Genomic DNA, 16,710 nt, shown 5'->3' with positions numbered 1-16,710 from the left:
TGACCGACCGCGACGGGCCCGAGGCCGAGCGCACCGCCGCGGCGCTGCGCGGCCTGGGGCTCGCGGCCGAGGCGCTGGCCTGCGACGTCGCCGACCGGGCCGCCGTCGAGGCGGCCGTCGCCCACGCCGCGGGCGCCCTCGGCTCACTCGACGTCCTCGTCAACGCCGCGGCCTCCTGCACCCCCGACACCGCGCTCTTCGAGGACGCTCCCGAGGAGGCGTGGGCCCGCGACCTCGACGTCACGCTCACCGGCACCCAGCGCTGCTGCCGCGCCGCACTGCCCCACCTCGCGGCCTCGGGGCGGGGCGCGATCGTGACCATCGGGTCCGTCAACGGCCTCCAGGACTTCGGCAACCACGCCTACAGCGCCGCCAAAGCGGGACTGGGCTCCCTCACCCGCACCCTGGCCGGCCACGCCGCGGCGCGGGGCGTGCGCGTCAACCTGGTGGCGCCGGGCACGGTGCGCACCTCGGCCTGGGAGGGGCGCGCGGCCGAACTCGACGCGGTCCGCCCGCTCTACCCGCTGGGGCGTGTCGGCGAGCCGGAGGACATCGCCGCGGCCGTCGCCTTCCTCGCCTCGCGCGACGCGGCCTGGATCACCGGCACCACCCTCGTCGTCGACGGCGGCCTCACCGCGGTCAACACCGGCTTCAGGGCGGCGGTGCGGCGTCCCGGCGAGGAGTGAGCGGGACCCGGAAACTCACCGTTCGGTCACAGTCCTGCCGATACCACAACCGAAGCGCCCGCACTGTGGTCTACCTGGCAGAGTCCACGGGAATCACGTCAGAGAGGGCCCGGACATGGGGGACATACGCAGACGGCGCACCGTCGCACTCGGCATCACCGGCGCGCTGGTCGCACCGCTCGCACTCACGCTCACCGCCGCTCCGGCGCAGGCGGCGGCCGCCTGCACGACCCAGGCCGGCCCCTACCAGAAGCAGGTGGAGAAGTTCCTCGGCCGCCCGGTCGACGGCAAGCAGTCCACCACGGACTGCAAGGCCGTCCGGGCCTTCCAGACCAAGCACGGCATCAGCCCGAACGCCGGCTACGCGGGTCCCGTCACCTGGGGTGTGATGGACCTGATGAACAAGCAGAAGGCCGTGGGCAAGAACCCCGGCAAGGACGGCAAGTGCCCGGTGAACAAGGGCCGGATCGCCTGTCTGAACCTCACGCTCCAGCTGACCTGGATCCAGGACGGCAAGAAGCTGGTCTACGGCCCGGTCCCGACCCGCACCGGCCGCGACGGCTACGAGACGCGCACCGGCCTGAAGAAGATCTACTGGCGCAACATCGACCACGTGTCCAGCATCTACAACGTGCCGATGCCCTACGCGCAGTTCTTCGACGGCGGCCAGGCGTTCCACCAGGCCGACCTCAGCATGTGGAACCCGCCGGGCTCGCACGGCTGCGCCAACCTGACCAAGACCGACGCGAAGAAGTACTGGTCGCTGCTGAGGAACGGCGACGACGTCTACGTCTACGGCCGCAAGCCGGGCACCTGACCGAAGCCGGGCACCCGGCCCACGCGGGGACCTCACACCTCGGGCGCGTCCCCGAAGTCCGGAATGTCCAGCCTGGCCCCGCCCTGCCGCGCGGACTCGTGCGCGACGATGCCCGGCAGGGTGTAGCGGGCCGCCACCCAGGCGTTCACCGACGGCAGGCTCCGGGTGGCGACCGCGGTCACGAAGTCGTCGACGAGGAAGTGGTGGCTGCCCTCGTGGCCGTTGTGCAGGGTGTCGAACTCCCGCGGCAGCCGGGCGCGGTCGTGCACCGGTGCCGAGCCCGAGGTGAAGGCGGCCCGCAGCTCCGGGGCGATGTGCTGGAGCGAGGGGTCGTCGGGGGAGAGGGTCTGCTTGGGCTCCAGCAGCTCGCTGATGTCCTTCACGCCCTTCTTGTCCTGCCACAGGGCGACCGTGGCGAGCTGCTCCATGCTGGCCTCGGTGCCGAAGAAGCGGAAGCGTGACTCCCGGATGTGCGAGGGGTAGCCGACCCGCCGGAACTCGTTCGTACGGAACGAACCGCCGCCCGCCACCTCGAACAGGGCCGTCGCGTTCGACATGTCGTTGCCGAACCGGCTGACCTCCTTGTCGAAGACGCCGTCGCCCCGGTCGTCCAGGACGCCGACGGCCGACACGCTCACCGCGTGCGTCCGCCAGGCGCCCAGCACCCCGCCCACCGAGTGCGTCGGGTAGAGCAGCGGCGGGTAGGAGGCGGTCGCCTTCCAGTTCTCGCCGCCGCTGTACCGGTACGCCTCGTAGAAGCCCAGGTCCATGTCGTGGACGTAGTCGCCCTCGGCGTAGAAGAGCCGCCCGAAGGCGCCCTCGGCGATCTGGTCGCGGGCGTGCACCGTCGCCGGGTTGTACTGGCTGGTCTCGCCCATCATGTACGTCAGCCCGGTGGTGCGGACCGCGTCGACGATCGCGGCGATCTCCTCGGCGGTGATCGCCATGGGGACGGCGGAGTAGACGTGCTTGCCGGCGTCCAGGCCCTGGAGCACGAGCGGGCCGTGGGTCCAGCGCTGGGTGAAGATCGCGACCGCGTCGACGGCCTTCGACTCCAGCATCGCCTCGTACGAGGGGAAGGTGCCGGCCAGTCCCTGTGCGGCGGCGAGCCGCTCGGCCCGCTCGGGCAGCAGATCGGTGACGTGGACGTCGCCGACGCCGGGGTGGGCCTGGAACAGCGTGGCGAACTGGCCGGAGAACTGGCCGGCGCCGACGATGCCGAGGGAGAACGTCATGGAGTGTGTGCCTTTCACTGGCCGAGGACGAGGTTGATCTGGTCGTTCGTCTTGCTCAGGCCGCTCACCGGGGCGTCGTTGGCGTAGACGTCCTGCATCGCGGGGCGCATCAGCGCGAACACGTCCGCCGCGTAGTCGGTGATCGGGAAGGAGAAGGTCGCCGACCGCTTCCTGTCGGTGACCGGTTCGGTGAAGGCGGAGACGTCGACGCCCTTCTTCCGGTAGGCGGCGACGGCCGCGGCCGTGCCGTCGGGCGTGGCGGGGAAGACGATGCCGTAGCCGCCCACGGTCTTCTGGCACTCGTTCGAGGCCAGGTACCGCACCCACTTCTTCGCGCCCTCCTTGTTGCGGGCGTTCTTGGTGATGGAGTCGGCGAGGCCGTTCATCATCGTGGCGCGCTTGCCGGTGGGCCCGACCGGCGTGGGCGCGGTGCCGACGTCCAGGCCCTTGGTGCCGTAGTAGGTGGAGATCATCCAGGCGCCGTCCAGGGAGGCCGCCGCCCGGCCGGAGGCGACCTGGGCGTTGGCCGGGTTCGCGCCGTCGGTGTAGTCCGTGAAGGGCGCGAGGTAGCCCTTCTTCGCCAGGCCGAAGTACCAGTCGAGCACCGACTGGAAGGTCTTGCTGCCGTACTGGTACGCGCTGCCCCAGCGGGCCTTGTCCGTGTAGCGCCAGCCCGCCGACGCGGCGAACGGGCTCCAGGTGGTCTGGCCGTCGGCGTCCCCGGCGCCGCCCGTCGCGAGCCCGTACACCTTGACGTTGTCCTTGTCGAAGCCCTTCTCGTCGCCGCGCCTGCCGTTCTTGTCGATTGTCAGGCGGGCGACGGCCTTCTCGAAGCTGCCGCCGTCCTCCGGGTTCCAGTCCAGTGAGCCGAGCCGGTCCGCGGAGAGCCCGGCCGCCTCGGCCGTCCTCCGGTTGTAGAAGAGCGCCACGGTGTCCCAGTCCTTCGGGGCGCCGTAGCGACGGCCGTCCTGGCCGCGCCAGTTGGCGGCGAGCCCGGCCTGGTAGGCGGAGTCGTCCAGCCCCAGGTCGTCCAGCGGCTCCAGCACCTTGAGGTCGGCGAACTGCCCGAACTTCTGGATGTGGTCGGTGAAGACGTCCGGTTCGGTGCCCGCGATGAAGCTCGCGGTGAGCTTGGTCCAGTAGTCGGCCCAGCCCAGTTGGGTGATCTTCACGTCGAGACCGGGGTTCTGCTTCTCGAACCCCTTGGCGCACGCCCGGTACGCCGGCAGCTGGTTGGCGTCCCACAGCCAGTACGTCACACTGTCGGCGCCCGAGCCCGCGGCCCCGCCCTGAGCGCAGCCGGTGGCCAGGGACAGCGCCAGCACTCCGGTCAGCGCCAGGACCTTACGCAGACGAACTCGCATACCCGTCCCCTTACTTGATGCCGGTGAAGCTGATGGAGCTGACGATGCGGCGTGCGAAGCAGGCGAACAGCACGAGCATCGGGAGGGCGGCGATCAGGGTCGCCGCCATCAGACCGGACCAGTCGTAGCCGGACTGGGGCGTCTGGGCCCGGAAGATCGCCAGCGCCACGGTGAGCACGCGCGAGCTGTCGCTGTAGGACACCATCAGCGGCCAGAAGTAGTCGTTCCAGGCGGTGATGTACGTCAGCAGGCCCAGGGTGAGGACGGGCGTGGACGCCATCGGGAGCATCACCCGGAAGAAGACGCGGATCCTGCCCGCACCGTCCAGCAGGGCGGCCTCCTCGACCTCCCGGGGCACGTTCATGAAGAACTGGCGCAGGAAGAACACCGCGAACGGCGTCATGAACATCGTCGGCAGCGCCACCCCCACCAGGGTGTCGACCAGGCCGAGTTGCTTGATCAGGACGAAGTTGGGCAGCAGCGTGAAGATCGCGGGGACCATCAGGCCGGCCAGGAACAGCCCGAACACCTTCTCCCGCCCGCGCCAGCGCAGCCGGGCGAAGGCGTAGGCGGCCATGGCGGAGAAGAAGACCTGGCACACGGTGATCAGCGTCGAGACGACCACCGAGTTGAGCAGATACCGCCAGAACCGCAGTCCGCCGCCCGAACCCCCCTGGGCTATCGCCTCCTCCGCCGACTGCAGGCCGAGGGCCCGTTCGAAGCCGCCGGTCGTCAGGCCGACGGGGAGCACGTCGCCGGGGCGGGCGGCGAGCGCGGTGTTGGTGGACAGCGCGGTGCGCAGGATCCAGTAGAACGGCAGCAGTGTGACGAGCACGATCGCCGCCATCACCGCCCATGCCGCGATCCGCCCGACGGAGGGCCGCCGCCGTACGCGCCGTACGGTCGTGGTGTCTGCCACGGTGGCCATGCCGGTGTCTCCCTTCCCTCAGCCGAGGTCGCTCCGGCCGGCCCGGGTGAGCCGGTACTGCAGGACGGTGACGGCGCTCAGCACGACGAGCAGGGCGACCGACATCGCGGAGGCGTACCCGAACTGGAAGCGGCCGAAGGCGGTGCCGTAGATGTAGAACTGCAGGACGTTCGTGGCGTTCGCCGGGCCGCCCGCGGTCGTCACCGCGACCGTGTCGAACACCTGGAACGAACCGATCACCGTCATGATCAGGACGACCGCGAGGACCGGCCTGAGCAGGGGCATCGTGATCCGCCGGAACATCCGCGCCTCGCCCGCGCCGTCCACCTTCGCGGCCTCGTACATGTCGTTGGGGATCGCCATGAGGCCGGCGAACAGCAGCAGCGCCGTGTACCCGACATGGCGCCACACGTTGATGAGGGCGATCGTGGGGATCGCCCAGGTCTCGTCGGCGAGGAAGGGGACGCGGTCGAAGCCGAGCCCGGCGACGATCTCGTTGCCGACGCCGAGCTGGGTGTCGAGGATCCACAGCCAGACGATGCCGGCGACGACGTTGGACATCAGATACGGCGTGAGCACGATCCCGCGCAGCACCGCCGACTGCGTCAGCCGCTGCATCAGCACGGCGATGGCGAGCGCCGAGACCGTCTGCACACCGATGTTGACGGCCACGTACACGACGGTGACGCCCATCGAGTCCCAGAAGATCGGGTCGTTGACCATCCGCACGTAGTTGTCCAGCCCCACCCACCGCGCGGGCGTGAGCAGGTTGAAGCGCGTGAAGCTCAGATAGACGCCCCGCAGCGTCGGCCACAGCAGGAACACCACGAAGCCGAGCAGGGCAGGGGCGAGGAAGACCGCGGCCAGCCGCCCGTCCCCCCGCTCCTCGTGCCCGGCGGCCCGTCGCGGCCCCGGTCCGGTCTGCGCCTCCTCGGCGCCGCGCAAGGGCAGCGACGGGGGGCTGCTGGAGGCGATGGTCATCGGGAGACTCCCTCGTCCGCGGCTCGTCGTCCTTCACTTACTTTTGTGGCGGAAGAATCCAGTCGTCAAGGGGCGTGCGGGCATTGTCTTTTCGCCGGAGTGCCGCCATAGACTGGTCACATTGCTTTTGCGGAAAAAGAAACAAAGCGGATAACGATCATGTGGGAGCCTGACGACCATGACCGCAGTAGCCGCCAGCTGGCGTCCGCTCAGCCCCGGTGAACGCTCGGTGGCCCTGGAGGTGCTGCTCGCCGGCCCCCTGTCGCGCACCGAGATCGCCCGCCGGCTCGACCTGTCCGCGGGCAGTCTCACCAGGCTGACCAAACCCCTGATCGAGTCGGGTCTGCTGGTGGAGGTGCCCGAGGCGGGCGCCTCCGCGGAGACGCGCCAGGGGAGGCCGTCCCAGCCCCTGGACGTCGTCGCGGAGTCCCGCTCCTTCGTCGGCTTCAAGATCACGGAGGACATGGTCTACGGCGTCGTGACCACCCTGCGCAGCGAGATCACCGCCCGCCACGACCGGCCGCTCACCACCCACGACCCGGCGGCCGTCGTGGACCTGCTGGGGGAGATGACCGAGGAGCTGGCGGGCCGCCACCCCGGGCTCGCCGGGATCGGCGTCGGCGTGGGCGGACTGGTCGAGGACCGGTCCGTCGTCGGCGAGTCGCCGTTCCTGCGCTGGCGCGACGTCCCGCTCGCCGCACTCCTGCGGGAGCGCACCGGCTTGCCGGTCGTCGTGGAGAACGACGTCGCCGCCCTCGTCGAGGCCGAGACCTGGTTCGGGGCCGGCCGGGGACTGGACCGCTTCGTCGTGCTGACGATCGGCGCGGGCATCGGCTACGGGCTGGTCCTGGGCGGCAAGCGGGTGCCGTACGCCGAGGAGGACCGCGGCTTCGGCCGGCACTGGATCGTGGACCCCCACGGGCCGCTCACCCCCGACGGGGCCCGCGGCAGCGCCGTCTCCCTGCTGACCATCCCCAACATCCGCTACCAGGTGCGGGCGGCCACCGGCCACGACCGCACCTACGGGGAGATCCTCGCACTCGCCGCCGCCGGTGAGCCCATGGCCGCCCGGGTGGTGGGGGAGGCGGCCCGCGCGCTCGGCGTCCTGGTCGCCCAGATCGGCAACTTCGTGCTGCCCCAGAAGATCCTGCTCGCCGGCGAGGGTGTCGGGCTGATGGATGTGGCGGGCGACACGGTGGCCCGCACCCTCGCCGCCCACCGGCATCCGCTGGCCGCCCCGATCGACCTGGAGACCAAGGTGTCCGACTTCCACGACTGGGCCCGCGGGGCGGCCGTCCTCGCGATCCAGGTGCTCGTCCTCGGCGCCGCGGGCGCCTGAACCAGGCGTCCGGCACGGCCAGATGGACGTGATCAGCAACACGGTCCGCAATGCCCGGAATAAGTGCGCTTGCTCACGGCGCCTTCACCTGCGGGATCGTATGCTTCACGGCATGTCCACCACTGTTGAGTTCGGCTCCGATAGATCGGCTGACGAGGTCAACGAGGAGATCCGGGCCCTGTGGCGCCGGTCGGGCGGGACATTGAGCGTCGAGCAGCGCGAGGAGTACCAGCGCCTCGTGCTGGAGTGGGCCGCGGCGGCCCCCGGCTCGCAGCGGGCGGCCTAGTGTCCGGAAGATCTTGAATCGGCACCCGGCTCGCCCCGGTTGACGGCGATCGGCGTTTATCGGCGATCCAGGGCGAGTCGGGGGGCCGGAGCAAGATCTTCAGCGGTCTCCCAGCCCCGCCCCGGCGCCTCGGGAGCGCCCTCCTCGGCAGGCCCCGTACCCGCCGGAAACCCCCGGTTCCCCCGGAACCGCGGACGCGCCTCGCACGCCCGTGCGGCTCAGCCCCAGGTCGCCGAGTAGCGCTGGCGGTACGCCTTGCGGTCCTGCTCCGCGCGGATGAAGCGGGTCGCCCCCAGCGCCGCCACACTGCCCGCGACGACCAGCAGCCCCGGGCCCACGTTCCTCGGGTCCGTCAGCCGGGCCAGCGGCGTCACCGCCCGCTCACCGGTCACCGCAGCCGACGAACCCGGCGCGGCCTCACCGGGTGCCCCCGCCCCGGTGCCCCGTGACGCGGGCGGCGCGGGCGCGGCACCCTGCGCGGCACCGTTCCCCGCCGCCACGATCAGGTTCTTGCCGAGCGCCGCGAGCGCCTTCGTCACCGGCTGGAAGAACGTCGTACCGCCCGCCGCGCAGTCGCCGCTGCCGCCCGACGTCACCCCGAGGGCGATCCCCTCGGAGAACATCGGGCCGCCGCTGTCGCCCGGTTCGGCGCACACGTTCGTCTCGATCAGACCGGTCACCGTGCCCTCGGGGTAGTTGACCGTCGCGTCGAGCGCCGTCACCTCGCCGTCGCGCAGCCCGCTGGTGCTGCCGCTGCGGAACACCCGCTGGCCGACGGCCGGATCGGCCGCCCCCGTGATCCGTACGCCCTTGCCGCCACCGATCGACACCACGTCGGCCCCGGCCCCGGCGTCCCCGCCCGCGTACTGCACGAGGCTGAAGTCCCCGCCGGGGAAGCTCTGCTGGACGGTCCGGCCGATCTGCCGCGTGCCCCGGGTGTCGGCGAACCACACCGAACCGCGCGGACCGCAGTGACCGGCCGTGAGGATGAAGTCCCGTGTGCCGTCGGTGACGTTGAAGCCGGCCGAGCAGCGGCCCGCCGTCGACAGCAGCGGGAGCGCGCCGTTGAGCCGCGTGGTGAACATGCCCTCGGTGCGCTCCATCCGCACGAAGGAGCCGATGCCGTCCGCGACCCCGGTCAGCCGGGACCAGTCGCCCGCCGACACGGTGCTGTCGCCCCGCACCACGACCTGGTTGGACCGGTAGTCCAGCCGCCAGGCGGTGCCCGCCACCCGGGGCGCCGAACGCAGGGCCGCCGTCGCGGACCTCAGCTCGGCCATGCTGCGCCGGACCGTCTTCGCCGTGGCGCCCGCGGCGCGCACCTCGGCCGCCGTCCGCGCGTCGGTGACCGCGACGACGGGCTTGCCGTCGGCGCCGATCCAGCTGCCGGCCGTGCGGGACGGGCCGAGGCGGGCGACCAGTTCACCGCCGGTCCGCGCCGCCGAGGCCGCGAAGGTCCGCGGGACACCGGTCGCGGCGGGCGGCTCGCTCGCGACGGCGCGTGTGACCATCGTTCCTCCGAGGAGGAGTCCGCCGACCGCCGCCAGCCGTGTCACCCGCCGGACGAGACGTCGTCGTGCGTGCCTCATGCATGGCTCCCGAACCAGGTACAGCGCGGCGCCGACGCCGCGGGGCCCTCCCGTGGCTGAGCACCCGCACTCCATACGCGCCCCGGCTCCCGTGCGTTCAGCGCCCCGGCCATCTCAGGCACGCCGCGCCACGGTTCGGCGGCGCGCCGGACCGGTCCGGCACACGACGTCACCCCCGTCGCCCTGACCCCCGTCGCCCTGACCTCCTGTGCCCCGCACTGCCTACACTTCGCCCCATGGACACAACGTCGTGGGAACGGCTCGGCGCGGGCAAGTACCTGCTGATCACCAGCTACCGCAAGAACGGCACCGGTGTCCCCACGCCGGTCTGGGTGGTGCGCGACGGAGACGCCCTCGGGGTGTGGACCGTCGCCGACTCCTGGAAGGTCAAGCGCATCCGGGCCCGCCCGGACATCCTGGTCGGCCCCTGCGACCTGCGCGGCCGGCCCACCGGGGAGCCGGTCGCGGCCACCGCGGAGATCTGCGACGCGGCGACCAGCGCCCGCTACCGCGGACTCATCGCCCGCAAGTACGGGGTCAGCGGCCGCCTCACCCTCCTCGGCAGCAGGCTGCGCCGCGGGGCCGAGGGCACGGTCGGCCTGCGCATCACGCCGGCCGGATAGGGGCCCGCCGCAAGGGGGTTGAGCGGCCGACGGGGGCCGGGCGGCTCAGGTCCAGGCGCGGTACGGCTCGTCGACCAGCCGGAAGACCGGCTCGCCGCGGACCGGGTCCTTCGCCGTGGACATCCGCACCCGGTCCCCGCTGTGGATAGCGATGAGCGGGCCCATGACCCGCCCCCGCACGACGAAGCCCTCGGCCAGCTCGACCAGGGAGACGTTGCGCGCGGCCGGGGTGTTGCGGTGGACCACCGTGGAGTGGCGGACCGTGCCCGCGCCCGCGCTGCGCTCCGTCCGCAGATCGCTGCCCCGGCAGACCGGGCACAGCAGCCGGTGGTACATCGCGGTGCCGCACCAGGCGCACCGCTGGAAGACGAGGGTGTCCGAGCCCGGTGCCGCGGCGTCGAGTACGCCGGTGGTCGGGCCGGGGGCCGCGCCGGCGGTCGGGCCGGTGGTCTGCCGCGCAACGGTTCCTGAGTGGTGGTACACGCTGGTCGACTCCCTGCGCTCGCCCGGAATCCCGCGTGCGCGGGAAACCGTGCACGCCCGTGCGCGGCTCGCGGTGCCACCGTGCACGCCAGCAGGCTATGGCACTCAGTGCCATCGGTAAAGGTACCGGGTTCCCCTTCTTTTCCGGACCCGGCGTCAGCCCTGTCCGGGGGCGGTCCTGGTGGCCTCGAACTCCTGGACCACCCGCCACACGGGCGCGTCGCGACGGGCCACGAGGACCACCACGTCGTCCCCGGGGCCGTCGGAGCGGGGCCCGGGGGCCGGGGGAGGGGGGCCGGCGCCGAAGGCCGACCGCACGTGTCCGAGGGCGTGGTCCACCTCGGCGCCCGCGTCGCCGCGCCCGTGCGAGCGAAGCCAGGAGCGCAGCGCGTTGTTGTGCGCCGCGACGACGGCGGCGGCGACGACGTCGGCACGGAGGATGCCGTCGGCCCGGCGCGCGAACCGGCCGCGCAGATAGCCGGCGAGGGCGCGTTCGTAGCGCCACACCACCGACAACTCGTAGGCGCGCAGCCCCGGCACCTCCTTCGTGAGCCGGTAGCGCTGCACGGAGAAGGCCGGGTTCTCCGCGTACATGCCCAGCACCAGCCGGGCCGCGTCGCACACCCGCCGCACCGGTTCGTCGTCCGCGCCGCTCGCGGCGAGGAACGCCGTCATGTCGGCCAGGCAGCGTTCGTGGTCGGGGAAGACCACGTCCTCCTTGGAGGGGAAGTAGCGGAAGAACGACCGCCGTCCCACACCGGCCAGCGCCACGATGTCGTCGACGGTGGTCCGTTCGTAGCCCCGCTCCGGGAACAGCTCGAAGGCCGCCGCGATCAGGGCGTCCCGGATCGGGGGCTTCGCGCCGCGGCCGGGTGCCGCGCTGGGGGAGCTCATGGACGGGAACGTAGCACCAGGGCTCCCCTCATGGCACTCAGTGCAGTTTTCAGGGAACTGCGTGCCTCGCTCCGGGGCGGGGGACCGGCAGCCGGGAGCCGTCCTGGGCACGGCTGTGACCTGCGGGATCGACTGTTGTCCGGGCGAACCCGGTCCGCATACGATCGGCTGCCGCCGCAGCCGAGGAGCACCCCATGGCACCCGCCCGACCCCGCGTCCTGTACGTCACCGACCTGGCCTACCCGGCCCGCGGGCGCCGTTACTGCGACGAGGACATTCTCCTCACGTCCCGGCTGCGCGAGGACTTCGACCTGGCGCTGTGCCATCCGCGCGACGCGGCCGTGCTGATGGACGCCTTCGACGCGGTCGTCGTACGCAACAGCGGTCCGGTCATCGGCTACCGGGAGGTCTACGACGACTTCCGCCGCCGCGCGATCGCGGGCGGGGCGCGGGTGTACAACCCGCTCACCGGCCGGGCGGACATGGCGGGCAAGCAGTACCTGCTCGACCTCACCGCCGCCGGACACCCGGTGATCCCCACCGTCGACCGCGCCGAGGACCTCGACCTGCTGCCCGCGGCCGAGCGATACGTGATCAAGCCCAAGCAGGGCGCCGACTCGATCGGCCTGCGCATCGTCCCCGCCCGCGACCTGCGCGACGCGCTCGACCCGGCCGCCGGGACGGGCGTCCTGGTGCAGCCGTGCGTCGACTTCGCCTACGAGGTCTCCTTCTACTTCGTGGACCAGGACTTCCAGTACGCCCTGTACGCCCCGCAGACCGAGCTGCGCTGGCGGCTGGAGGCGTACGAGCCCGACGAGGCGGACCTCGCCTTCGCCCGGAGCTTCGTCGAGTGGAACGGCCTCGCGCACGGCATCCAGCGCGTCGACGCCTGCCGCGCACCGGGCGGCGAACTGCTCCTGGTCGAACTGGAGGACCTGAACCCCTACCTGTCGCTGGACGCCCTGGACGACGAACGCCGGGACGCCTTCGTCACCGCGACGAAGACATCCCTGCACCGCTTCCTGACCCCGCACCCCTGACCGGACCCCGCTCCCGCGGCACGCGGCGCCCGGCGCGGGCCTCCGCCCGCGGCACCTCACCCGGAGCTCGGTGGGGTGAACCGGTGGGGGTGGCGGGACGTATCAGTGCTCGGGGGATCGCGATCCCGTGAGGACGGGACGGAAGGAGAGCGGTGTGCCCACACGGCCCGACCCCGACCGGCCGGACGACGGCCCGGCTCTGGAGCCGATCCATGTCCTGCGTCCGCGCCGCACCGACGCGCTCGCGGAGCTGTTCCGGGAGTGGGAGGAGGACGGCGGCGGGCACGGCGGCTACGAGACCGTGGCCCTGCCGGGGCGGCGGTCCGGCCCGGACGGCGGCGGGCGCGGCGGTGGCGCGGGCCGGTCGCAGGACGCCACCAGGGAACTGCCGCCCTGCGTAGCGGGATCGGAGGGCGCGCGCCGCCGGTCGCGCCCCGCTCTGTCCGCTCTGTCCGCTCTGTTCGGTTCTGGCCGTACCGTACTCGTCGTCGCCGTGGCGGCCGCGGCCGTCGTCGGCTTCGGCGCGGCCCTGCTGCTCCGGGACGGCGGGGACGGCGGGGCTCGGGCCGCCGGGGAGGCGTCGGCCTCCGCGCCCGCTCCGGAGGGCACCCCCGGGCCCCGCGGCCGTGCCGTCTGCACCGCGTCCTTCCGGACCGTCAACAGCTGGCAGGGCGGCTACCAGGGCGAGGTCACCGTGACCAACGCCCAGGCCGCGGCGGCCTCGTCCTGGACCGCGACCGTCGTACCGGCGCACGGTGCCCGCCTGACCCGGGTCTGGGACGGCATGCTGACCACCACGGCGAAGGGCGCGGCCACCGTCGCCAACGCGTCCTGGAACGGCGAGCTGGCGCCCGGAGCGAGCGTCACCTTCGGCTTCCTGGCCGCCACGGGGGCGAGCGGCACCCCGTCGGCGCGGGTCACCTGTGCGGCGACCGGCGGTGCGCCCTGAACCCGGCGGCGCACCGGCGGTGTGCGGACACCGTCCGCCGGCCGTACCGTCCGCCCGTCCGCAACGGCCCCTGGGCGGGCGGCCGTTCGGCGGGGAGCGCTCGCCGGATCAGCGTGCCGTGCCGCGCTCGACCAGCGCCTGCGACACCGCGCGCACGCTGCGGGCGATGTGCTGGAGCTGCATGATCTCCGCCGCGTACATCTTGATCGACTGCTCGATGACCGACTCGGGCACGCCCATCGCCGGCAGGTCGGCGCGCGCCGTCTGCAGGCCGGTGCGCGCGACCCGGATCTCGTTCTGGACCTGGATCTGCGCGTGGCGGGCGAGCAGCACGGGATGCCGGAGGAACGCCGGGTAGCTGGCGTAGCGGGCCGGCACCAGTTCGCGCAGCCACTTGGCCGCCGAGCGTTCCCAGTCGTAGGAGCCGGGGGTCTTCACCTGGCACGGCCAGTCCGGGGTGATGCGCGTGGTCGTCAGTGGCATGGTCATCGCTTCCGGTGTGCGGCGTCGTCCGGGGTGTCCGACGGGTCGGGGCGGCCCCGGCCTAGGGGATGACCGGGGCCGCCGCCACGGGCGCTCGCGCTCGCGATGCCCGACCGAACGCCCGGACGCCGACGCGGGTAGGAGGCGGCGGTACCGGACGTTCGTTGTGGAGCCCGGCTCTGCAGTCGGCATGCGCGCGGCGGATGGGGTGACGTGCGCATGAGCGGACCGGCTGCTTTCTGCGGGCGGGTGATGCGTGTGCAGTATTTATATATGCCGTCCGCTTGGCAAGGAGTATGAAAACATTCATGGGTGATGTGAAAGGAAAGTGCCCCCGGTGAGCGGTTTGACCGCGGGGGAGGGGGTGGGAAGACAGCGGGGGAAAGCGGTGCGAAAAGGGCCCGTGAATCCCCGGGAGAAGGGCGGGAGTTCAGTCCCGCAGAAAGAATTGGTGCTGGTCGGAGACCTGCTCGTACTGTTCGAGCCGGGCCTGGGTGCGTTCCGGGTCCGCGTCCGTCATCGCCTGGAGCAGCGCGGCCGCCATCACGCCCGGCGCGGCGTAGGAGTCGAAGACCAGCCGCGAGCCGGTGCCGGTGGCGAAGACGACGTCGGCGGTGTCGGCCACCGGGCCGAGGGCCAGGTCGGTGATCAGGGCGACCTTCAGTCCGGCGCTGCGCGCGACCCGCACGGCCGTGAGGGTCTCCTGGGCGTGCCGCGGCATCGAGAACGCCAGCACCCAGGTACCGCCCGCCTCGCGTGACTGGAGCAGGGCGTCGTAGGCGACGCTGCCGCCCCGGTTCACCAGCCGTACGTCGGGATGGACACGGCGCGCGGCGTAGGCGAAGTACTCGGCGAGCGACCCGGAGATGCGCAGCCCGAGGACGGTCAGGGGGGTCGACTGCGACAGCCGGCGGCCGATGGCGATCACCTGGTCGGGATCGACGAAGTCGCGGCGCAGGTTCTCCAGGTTCTCGATCTCGGCGTCCACGGCGGACTGGAGTTCGTTGGTGCCGTTCTCCTCTGCCGCGCCCGGTCCGCCGGCCAGCGTGCCCAGCGCGATCGACTGGAGCTTCTCCCGCAGCGCGGGGTAGCCGCTGAAGCCCACGGCCGCGGCGAAACGCGTCACCGAGGGCTGGCTCACCCCGACGCGCTCCGCGAGATCCGTGATCGACAGGAACGCCGCCTCGGTGAGGTGCTCGATCAGATACCGGGCGATTCGCCGCTGCCCGGGAGACAGGCGGGGCTGGTCGAAGAGGATTCTGAGCCGGGAGGTCGGCGACGCCTCCGCTTCCGGGGCGGTCTTGCCCGAGGTGATCGCGGATGCCTGCGCGCGTGCCTGCTGCGACGAGGGCAGGGGCGCGCCTCCTTTGTCTTCCACAGTGCTTCAACATAGCTCACACACTGTGGTGACCAGGGTCGGAACGAGTGCCGGGGTCACCGCCGGTACAGGGTGATCGCATGGCCCACCGAGTCGATCGGACGGCTGCTGTCGATCAGTTCGGCCAGTCGCCCGGTCGCCTTGGCCGCCGCCGAGTCGGACACCACCAGCAGCCCCCGTACCTCGCCGGCGGGCACCTTGCGCGGGTCCGCGGCACGGATGCCGTAGAAGGAGGGGACCCCGCTGCCCTTGTAGACGAGCCAGACCCGCTCGCCGGGATGGCGTGCGCGCAGCCGGTCGGCGAGCCGGCCGAGGTCCTGCCCCCAGTCCACGTTCGAGTCGTGCAGCCGCAGCCGGGTCTGGGACGGCCCGCCGAACGCCTCGTTGGAGTACGGCAGGTAGTAGGGGTACGTCCGCAGCGAACTGACCGCGACGAACGCCACCAGCACCCCGGCCGCCACCGGCGCCCACCGCCGCCCCGCCGCGACCGCGCCGCCCGCCGCGACCGCGAGGAACATCGGCAGGAACACCGCGTACCGGGTGCCGAAGTCCCGTGAGCCCAGCATCGCCGAGCCGAGCAGCACGGCGGCCGGTACGAGAACGTAGGGCGCCGCCGGCCGCAGCCGCCGCACCGACACCAGGGCCGCCCCGCCCGCCGCCCACAGGGCGAGCATCCCGAGCGGCGTCTTCACCAGCAGCGCCGCCGGCAGGTAGTACCAGAGCGAGCCCGTGTACAGGCGGCCGAACAGGAAGCCCTGCCACGGGTGGTTCTCGAAGCCGAACTGCACGCGCATGCCGTCCCGGTACGCCCGCGGGAACGGCAGCAGGTCCACGGCCAGCCCGCGCAGTCCGCGCACCACCGGCACCGACTGCTGCGGCGTCCACCGCAGCCGCGGGTCGACCACCAGGTACGACGCCCACACGACGGCGAGCGCGGCGAGCGCCATGACGCCCGCGCCGGCCGCCGCGCGCAGGAGGGTGCGGCGGCGGGACTCCGCGGACGGGCGCACGGACCACAGGGACAGCACCGCGAGCGCGAGCAGCACCGGGACCGCCGCGAGCATGCTCATCTTCGTGGCCAGCGCCGCCCCGAGCGCGACCCCGGCGAGCGGCACGCACCACCGCGGCCGGCGCCTGGCCCGCCACAGCAGCCAGGCCGACGTCAGCGCGAAGCCCGCCGCGGGGACGTCCAGCGTGGCGAGCGAGCCGTGCGCGATGACGTCGGGCGAGAAGGCGTACAGCGCGAGGGCCGCCACACCGCCCTTGGCGCCCGCCAGTTCGCGGGCGAAGGAGAAGACGACCCAGCCGAAGCACAGCGTCAGCACGATCACCGGGAGGCGTGCCCAGAGCATCAGCCGCCACGGGTCGTTCCCGGACTCGTACAGCAGGTGCCGTCCCAACGCGCCCTGGTCGCCCCGGAACGCGGGGTCGTAGCGGGGGCCGGCCAGCGCCACCCCGGCGCCGATCACCAGCTTTCCCAGCGGCGGGTGCTCCGGGTTGTGCACCAGACGGCGCTCGTACAGGTACTCGGCCGCCGTGCCCACGTAGACGGGTTCGTCGATCGTCGGCGTCTGCTGCACGGCGGTCGTCACCATCGCGAACGCCATCTGCCCGAGCAGGACGGCCACCAGCAGC

17 protein-coding genes are annotated in these 16,710 nt (G+C 72.5%); 7 read left to right on the top strand and 10 right to left on the bottom strand.

Annotation, left to right across the window (positions count from 1 at the left end; all coding sequences use genetic code 11):
- Both SZN_RS28040 and SZN_RS28035 read left to right on the top strand, forming a co-directional pair.
- On the top strand, window positions 1-686 hold a 686-nt coding region (locus tag SZN_RS28040), incomplete at its 5' end, for an SDR family NAD(P)-dependent oxidoreductase (protein WP_007501550.1).
- Between the two features lie 115 nt (window positions 687-801).
- The gene (locus tag SZN_RS28035) at window positions 802-1,503 is read left to right on the top strand and encodes a L,D-transpeptidase family protein (RefSeq protein WP_007501548.1); all 702 of its coding nucleotides are present in this window, start codon (window positions 802-804) and stop codon (window positions 1,501-1,503) included.
- Between the two features lie 32 nt (window positions 1,504-1,535).
- Here SZN_RS28035 and SZN_RS28030 read toward each other — a convergent pair whose 3' ends face one another.
- Genes SZN_RS28030 through SZN_RS28015 form a run of 4 tightly spaced genes read right to left on the bottom strand, consistent with a single transcriptional unit; the run spans window position 1,536 to window position 6,011 of the window.
- Window positions 1,536-2,738: a Gfo/Idh/MocA family protein gene (locus SZN_RS28030; protein WP_007501547.1), complete on the bottom strand. Its 1,203-nt coding sequence runs from the start codon at window positions 2,736-2,738 to the stop codon at window positions 1,536-1,538.
- A gap of 14 nt (window positions 2,739-2,752) precedes the next feature.
- Window positions 2,753-4,102 (bottom strand): ABC transporter substrate-binding protein, encoded by a 1,350-nt coding sequence (locus tag SZN_RS28025; protein ID WP_208865860.1) that lies wholly within the window; start codon window positions 4,100-4,102, stop codon window positions 2,753-2,755.
- A 10-nt stretch (window positions 4,103-4,112) separates the two neighbouring features.
- On the bottom strand, window positions 4,113-5,030 hold the full coding sequence (locus SZN_RS28020) for a carbohydrate ABC transporter permease (RefSeq protein ID WP_007501542.1): 918 nt from the start codon (window positions 5,028-5,030) through the stop codon (window positions 4,113-4,115).
- Window positions 5,031-5,048: 18 nt separating this feature from the next.
- On the bottom strand, window positions 5,049-6,011 hold the full coding sequence (locus SZN_RS28015) for a carbohydrate ABC transporter permease (RefSeq protein WP_007501541.1): 963 nt from the start codon (window positions 6,009-6,011) through the stop codon (window positions 5,049-5,051).
- Window positions 6,012-6,189: 178 nt separating this feature from the next.
- Between SZN_RS28015 and SZN_RS28010 the strand changes: the two genes are divergently transcribed.
- Window positions 6,190-7,350: an ROK family transcriptional regulator gene (locus SZN_RS28010; protein ID WP_007501539.1), complete on the top strand. Its 1,161-nt coding sequence runs from the start codon at window positions 6,190-6,192 to the stop codon at window positions 7,348-7,350.
- 100 nt (window positions 7,351-7,450) lie between these two features.
- Window positions 7,451-7,636, top strand: a complete 186-nt coding sequence (locus SZN_RS28005) for a hypothetical protein (protein ID WP_007501537.1) — start codon at window positions 7,451-7,453, stop codon at window positions 7,634-7,636.
- 218 nt (window positions 7,637-7,854) lie between these two features.
- On the opposite strand, the gene SZN_RS28000 is transcribed toward SZN_RS28005, so the two are convergent.
- Window positions 7,855-9,225 (bottom strand): S1 family peptidase, encoded by a 1,371-nt coding sequence (locus SZN_RS28000; protein WP_043733548.1) that lies wholly within the window; start codon window positions 9,223-9,225, stop codon window positions 7,855-7,857.
- 236 nt (window positions 9,226-9,461) lie between these two features.
- Here SZN_RS28000 and SZN_RS27995 point away from each other — a divergent pair, with 236 nt between their 5' ends.
- Window positions 9,462-9,848, top strand: a complete 387-nt coding sequence (locus SZN_RS27995; RefSeq protein WP_007501532.1) for a PPOX class F420-dependent oxidoreductase — start codon at window positions 9,462-9,464, stop codon at window positions 9,846-9,848.
- 45 nt (window positions 9,849-9,893) lie between these two features.
- Here SZN_RS27995 and SZN_RS27990 read toward each other — a convergent pair whose 3' ends face one another.
- Window positions 9,894-10,331, bottom strand: a complete 438-nt coding sequence (locus SZN_RS27990; protein WP_007501529.1) for a Zn-ribbon domain-containing OB-fold protein — start codon at window positions 10,329-10,331, stop codon at window positions 9,894-9,896.
- 156 nt (window positions 10,332-10,487) lie between these two features.
- On the bottom strand, window positions 10,488-11,225 hold the full coding sequence (locus SZN_RS27985) for a TetR family transcriptional regulator (protein ID WP_007501527.1): 738 nt from the start codon (window positions 11,223-11,225) through the stop codon (window positions 10,488-10,490).
- A gap of 194 nt (window positions 11,226-11,419) precedes the next feature.
- Here SZN_RS27985 and SZN_RS27980 point away from each other — a divergent pair, with 194 nt between their 5' ends.
- Together SZN_RS27980 and SZN_RS43375 are read left to right on the top strand one after the other, a co-directional pair.
- Window positions 11,420-12,265 (top strand): ATP-grasp domain-containing protein, encoded by an 846-nt coding sequence (locus SZN_RS27980; protein WP_007501525.1) that lies wholly within the window; start codon window positions 11,420-11,422, stop codon window positions 12,263-12,265.
- A 154-nt stretch (window positions 12,266-12,419) separates the two neighbouring features.
- The gene (locus tag SZN_RS43375; RefSeq protein WP_007501523.1) at window positions 12,420-13,214 is read left to right on the top strand and encodes a cellulose binding domain-containing protein; all 795 of its coding nucleotides are present in this window, start codon (window positions 12,420-12,422) and stop codon (window positions 13,212-13,214) included.
- 108 nt (window positions 13,215-13,322) lie between these two features.
- Here the strand turns inward: SZN_RS43375 and SZN_RS27970 are convergent, their stop codons facing one another.
- The 3 genes from SZN_RS27970 to SZN_RS27960 all read right to left on the bottom strand — a co-directional run bounded on the left by SZN_RS27970 (window position 13,323) and on the right by SZN_RS27960 (window position 16,709).
- Window positions 13,323-13,703 (bottom strand): hypothetical protein, encoded by a 381-nt coding sequence (locus tag SZN_RS27970; RefSeq protein WP_007501520.1) that lies wholly within the window; start codon window positions 13,701-13,703, stop codon window positions 13,323-13,325.
- A gap of 424 nt (window positions 13,704-14,127) precedes the next feature.
- Window positions 14,128-15,051: a MurR/RpiR family transcriptional regulator gene (locus SZN_RS27965; protein ID WP_043733552.1), complete on the bottom strand. Its 924-nt coding sequence runs from the start codon at window positions 15,049-15,051 to the stop codon at window positions 14,128-14,130.
- A gap of 80 nt (window positions 15,052-15,131) precedes the next feature.
- Window positions 15,132-16,709: an ArnT family glycosyltransferase gene (locus SZN_RS27960; RefSeq protein ID WP_007501517.1), complete on the bottom strand. Its 1,578-nt coding sequence runs from the start codon at window positions 16,707-16,709 to the stop codon at window positions 15,132-15,134.
- Window position 16,710 lies beyond the last annotated feature (1 nt).

This window comes from Streptomyces zinciresistens K42 (genome assembly GCF_000225525.1).
GTDB classification, from domain to species: domain Bacteria; phylum Actinomycetota; class Actinomycetes; order Streptomycetales; family Streptomycetaceae; genus Streptomyces; species Streptomyces zinciresistens.
The sequence above is the reverse complement of the archived record's forward strand: the minus strand, read 5'-3'. Positions and strand labels throughout refer to the sequence as shown.

What these genes read in the sequence shown, in the direction of transcription:
- SZN_RS28035 (WP_007501548.1), top strand. Translation starts at nt 802, where the DNA reads ATGGGGGACATACGCAGACGGCGCACCGTCGCACTCGGCATCACCGGC.
- SZN_RS28030 (WP_007501547.1), bottom strand. Translation starts at nt 2,738, where the DNA reads ATGACGTTCTCCCTCGGCATCGTCGGCGCCGGCCAGTTCTCCGGCCAG.
- SZN_RS28025 (WP_208865860.1), bottom strand. Translation starts at nt 4,102, where the DNA reads ATGCGAGTTCGTCTGCGTAAGGTCCTGGCGCTGACCGGAGTGCTGGCG.
- SZN_RS28020 (WP_007501542.1), bottom strand. Translation starts at nt 5,030, where the DNA reads ATGGCCACCGTGGCAGACACCACGACCGTACGGCGCGTACGGCGGCGG.
- SZN_RS28015 (WP_007501541.1), bottom strand. Translation starts at nt 6,011, where the DNA reads ATGACCATCGCCTCCAGCAGCCCCCCGTCGCTGCCCTTGCGCGGCGCC.
- SZN_RS28010 (WP_007501539.1), top strand. Translation starts at nt 6,190, where the DNA reads ATGACCGCAGTAGCCGCCAGCTGGCGTCCGCTCAGCCCCGGTGAACGC.
- SZN_RS28005 (WP_007501537.1), top strand. Translation starts at nt 7,451, where the DNA reads ATGCTTCACGGCATGTCCACCACTGTTGAGTTCGGCTCCGATAGATCG.
- SZN_RS28000 (WP_043733548.1), bottom strand. Translation starts at nt 9,225, where the DNA reads ATGAGGCACGCACGACGACGTCTCGTCCGGCGGGTGACACGGCTGGCG.
- SZN_RS27995 (WP_007501532.1), top strand. Translation starts at nt 9,462, where the DNA reads ATGGACACAACGTCGTGGGAACGGCTCGGCGCGGGCAAGTACCTGCTG.
- SZN_RS27985 (WP_007501527.1), bottom strand. Translation starts at nt 11,225, where the DNA reads ATGAGCTCCCCCAGCGCGGCACCCGGCCGCGGCGCGAAGCCCCCGATC.
- SZN_RS27980 (WP_007501525.1), top strand. Translation starts at nt 11,420, where the DNA reads ATGGCACCCGCCCGACCCCGCGTCCTGTACGTCACCGACCTGGCCTAC.
- SZN_RS27970 (WP_007501520.1), bottom strand. Translation starts at nt 13,703, where the DNA reads ATGACCATGCCACTGACGACCACGCGCATCACCCCGGACTGGCCGTGC.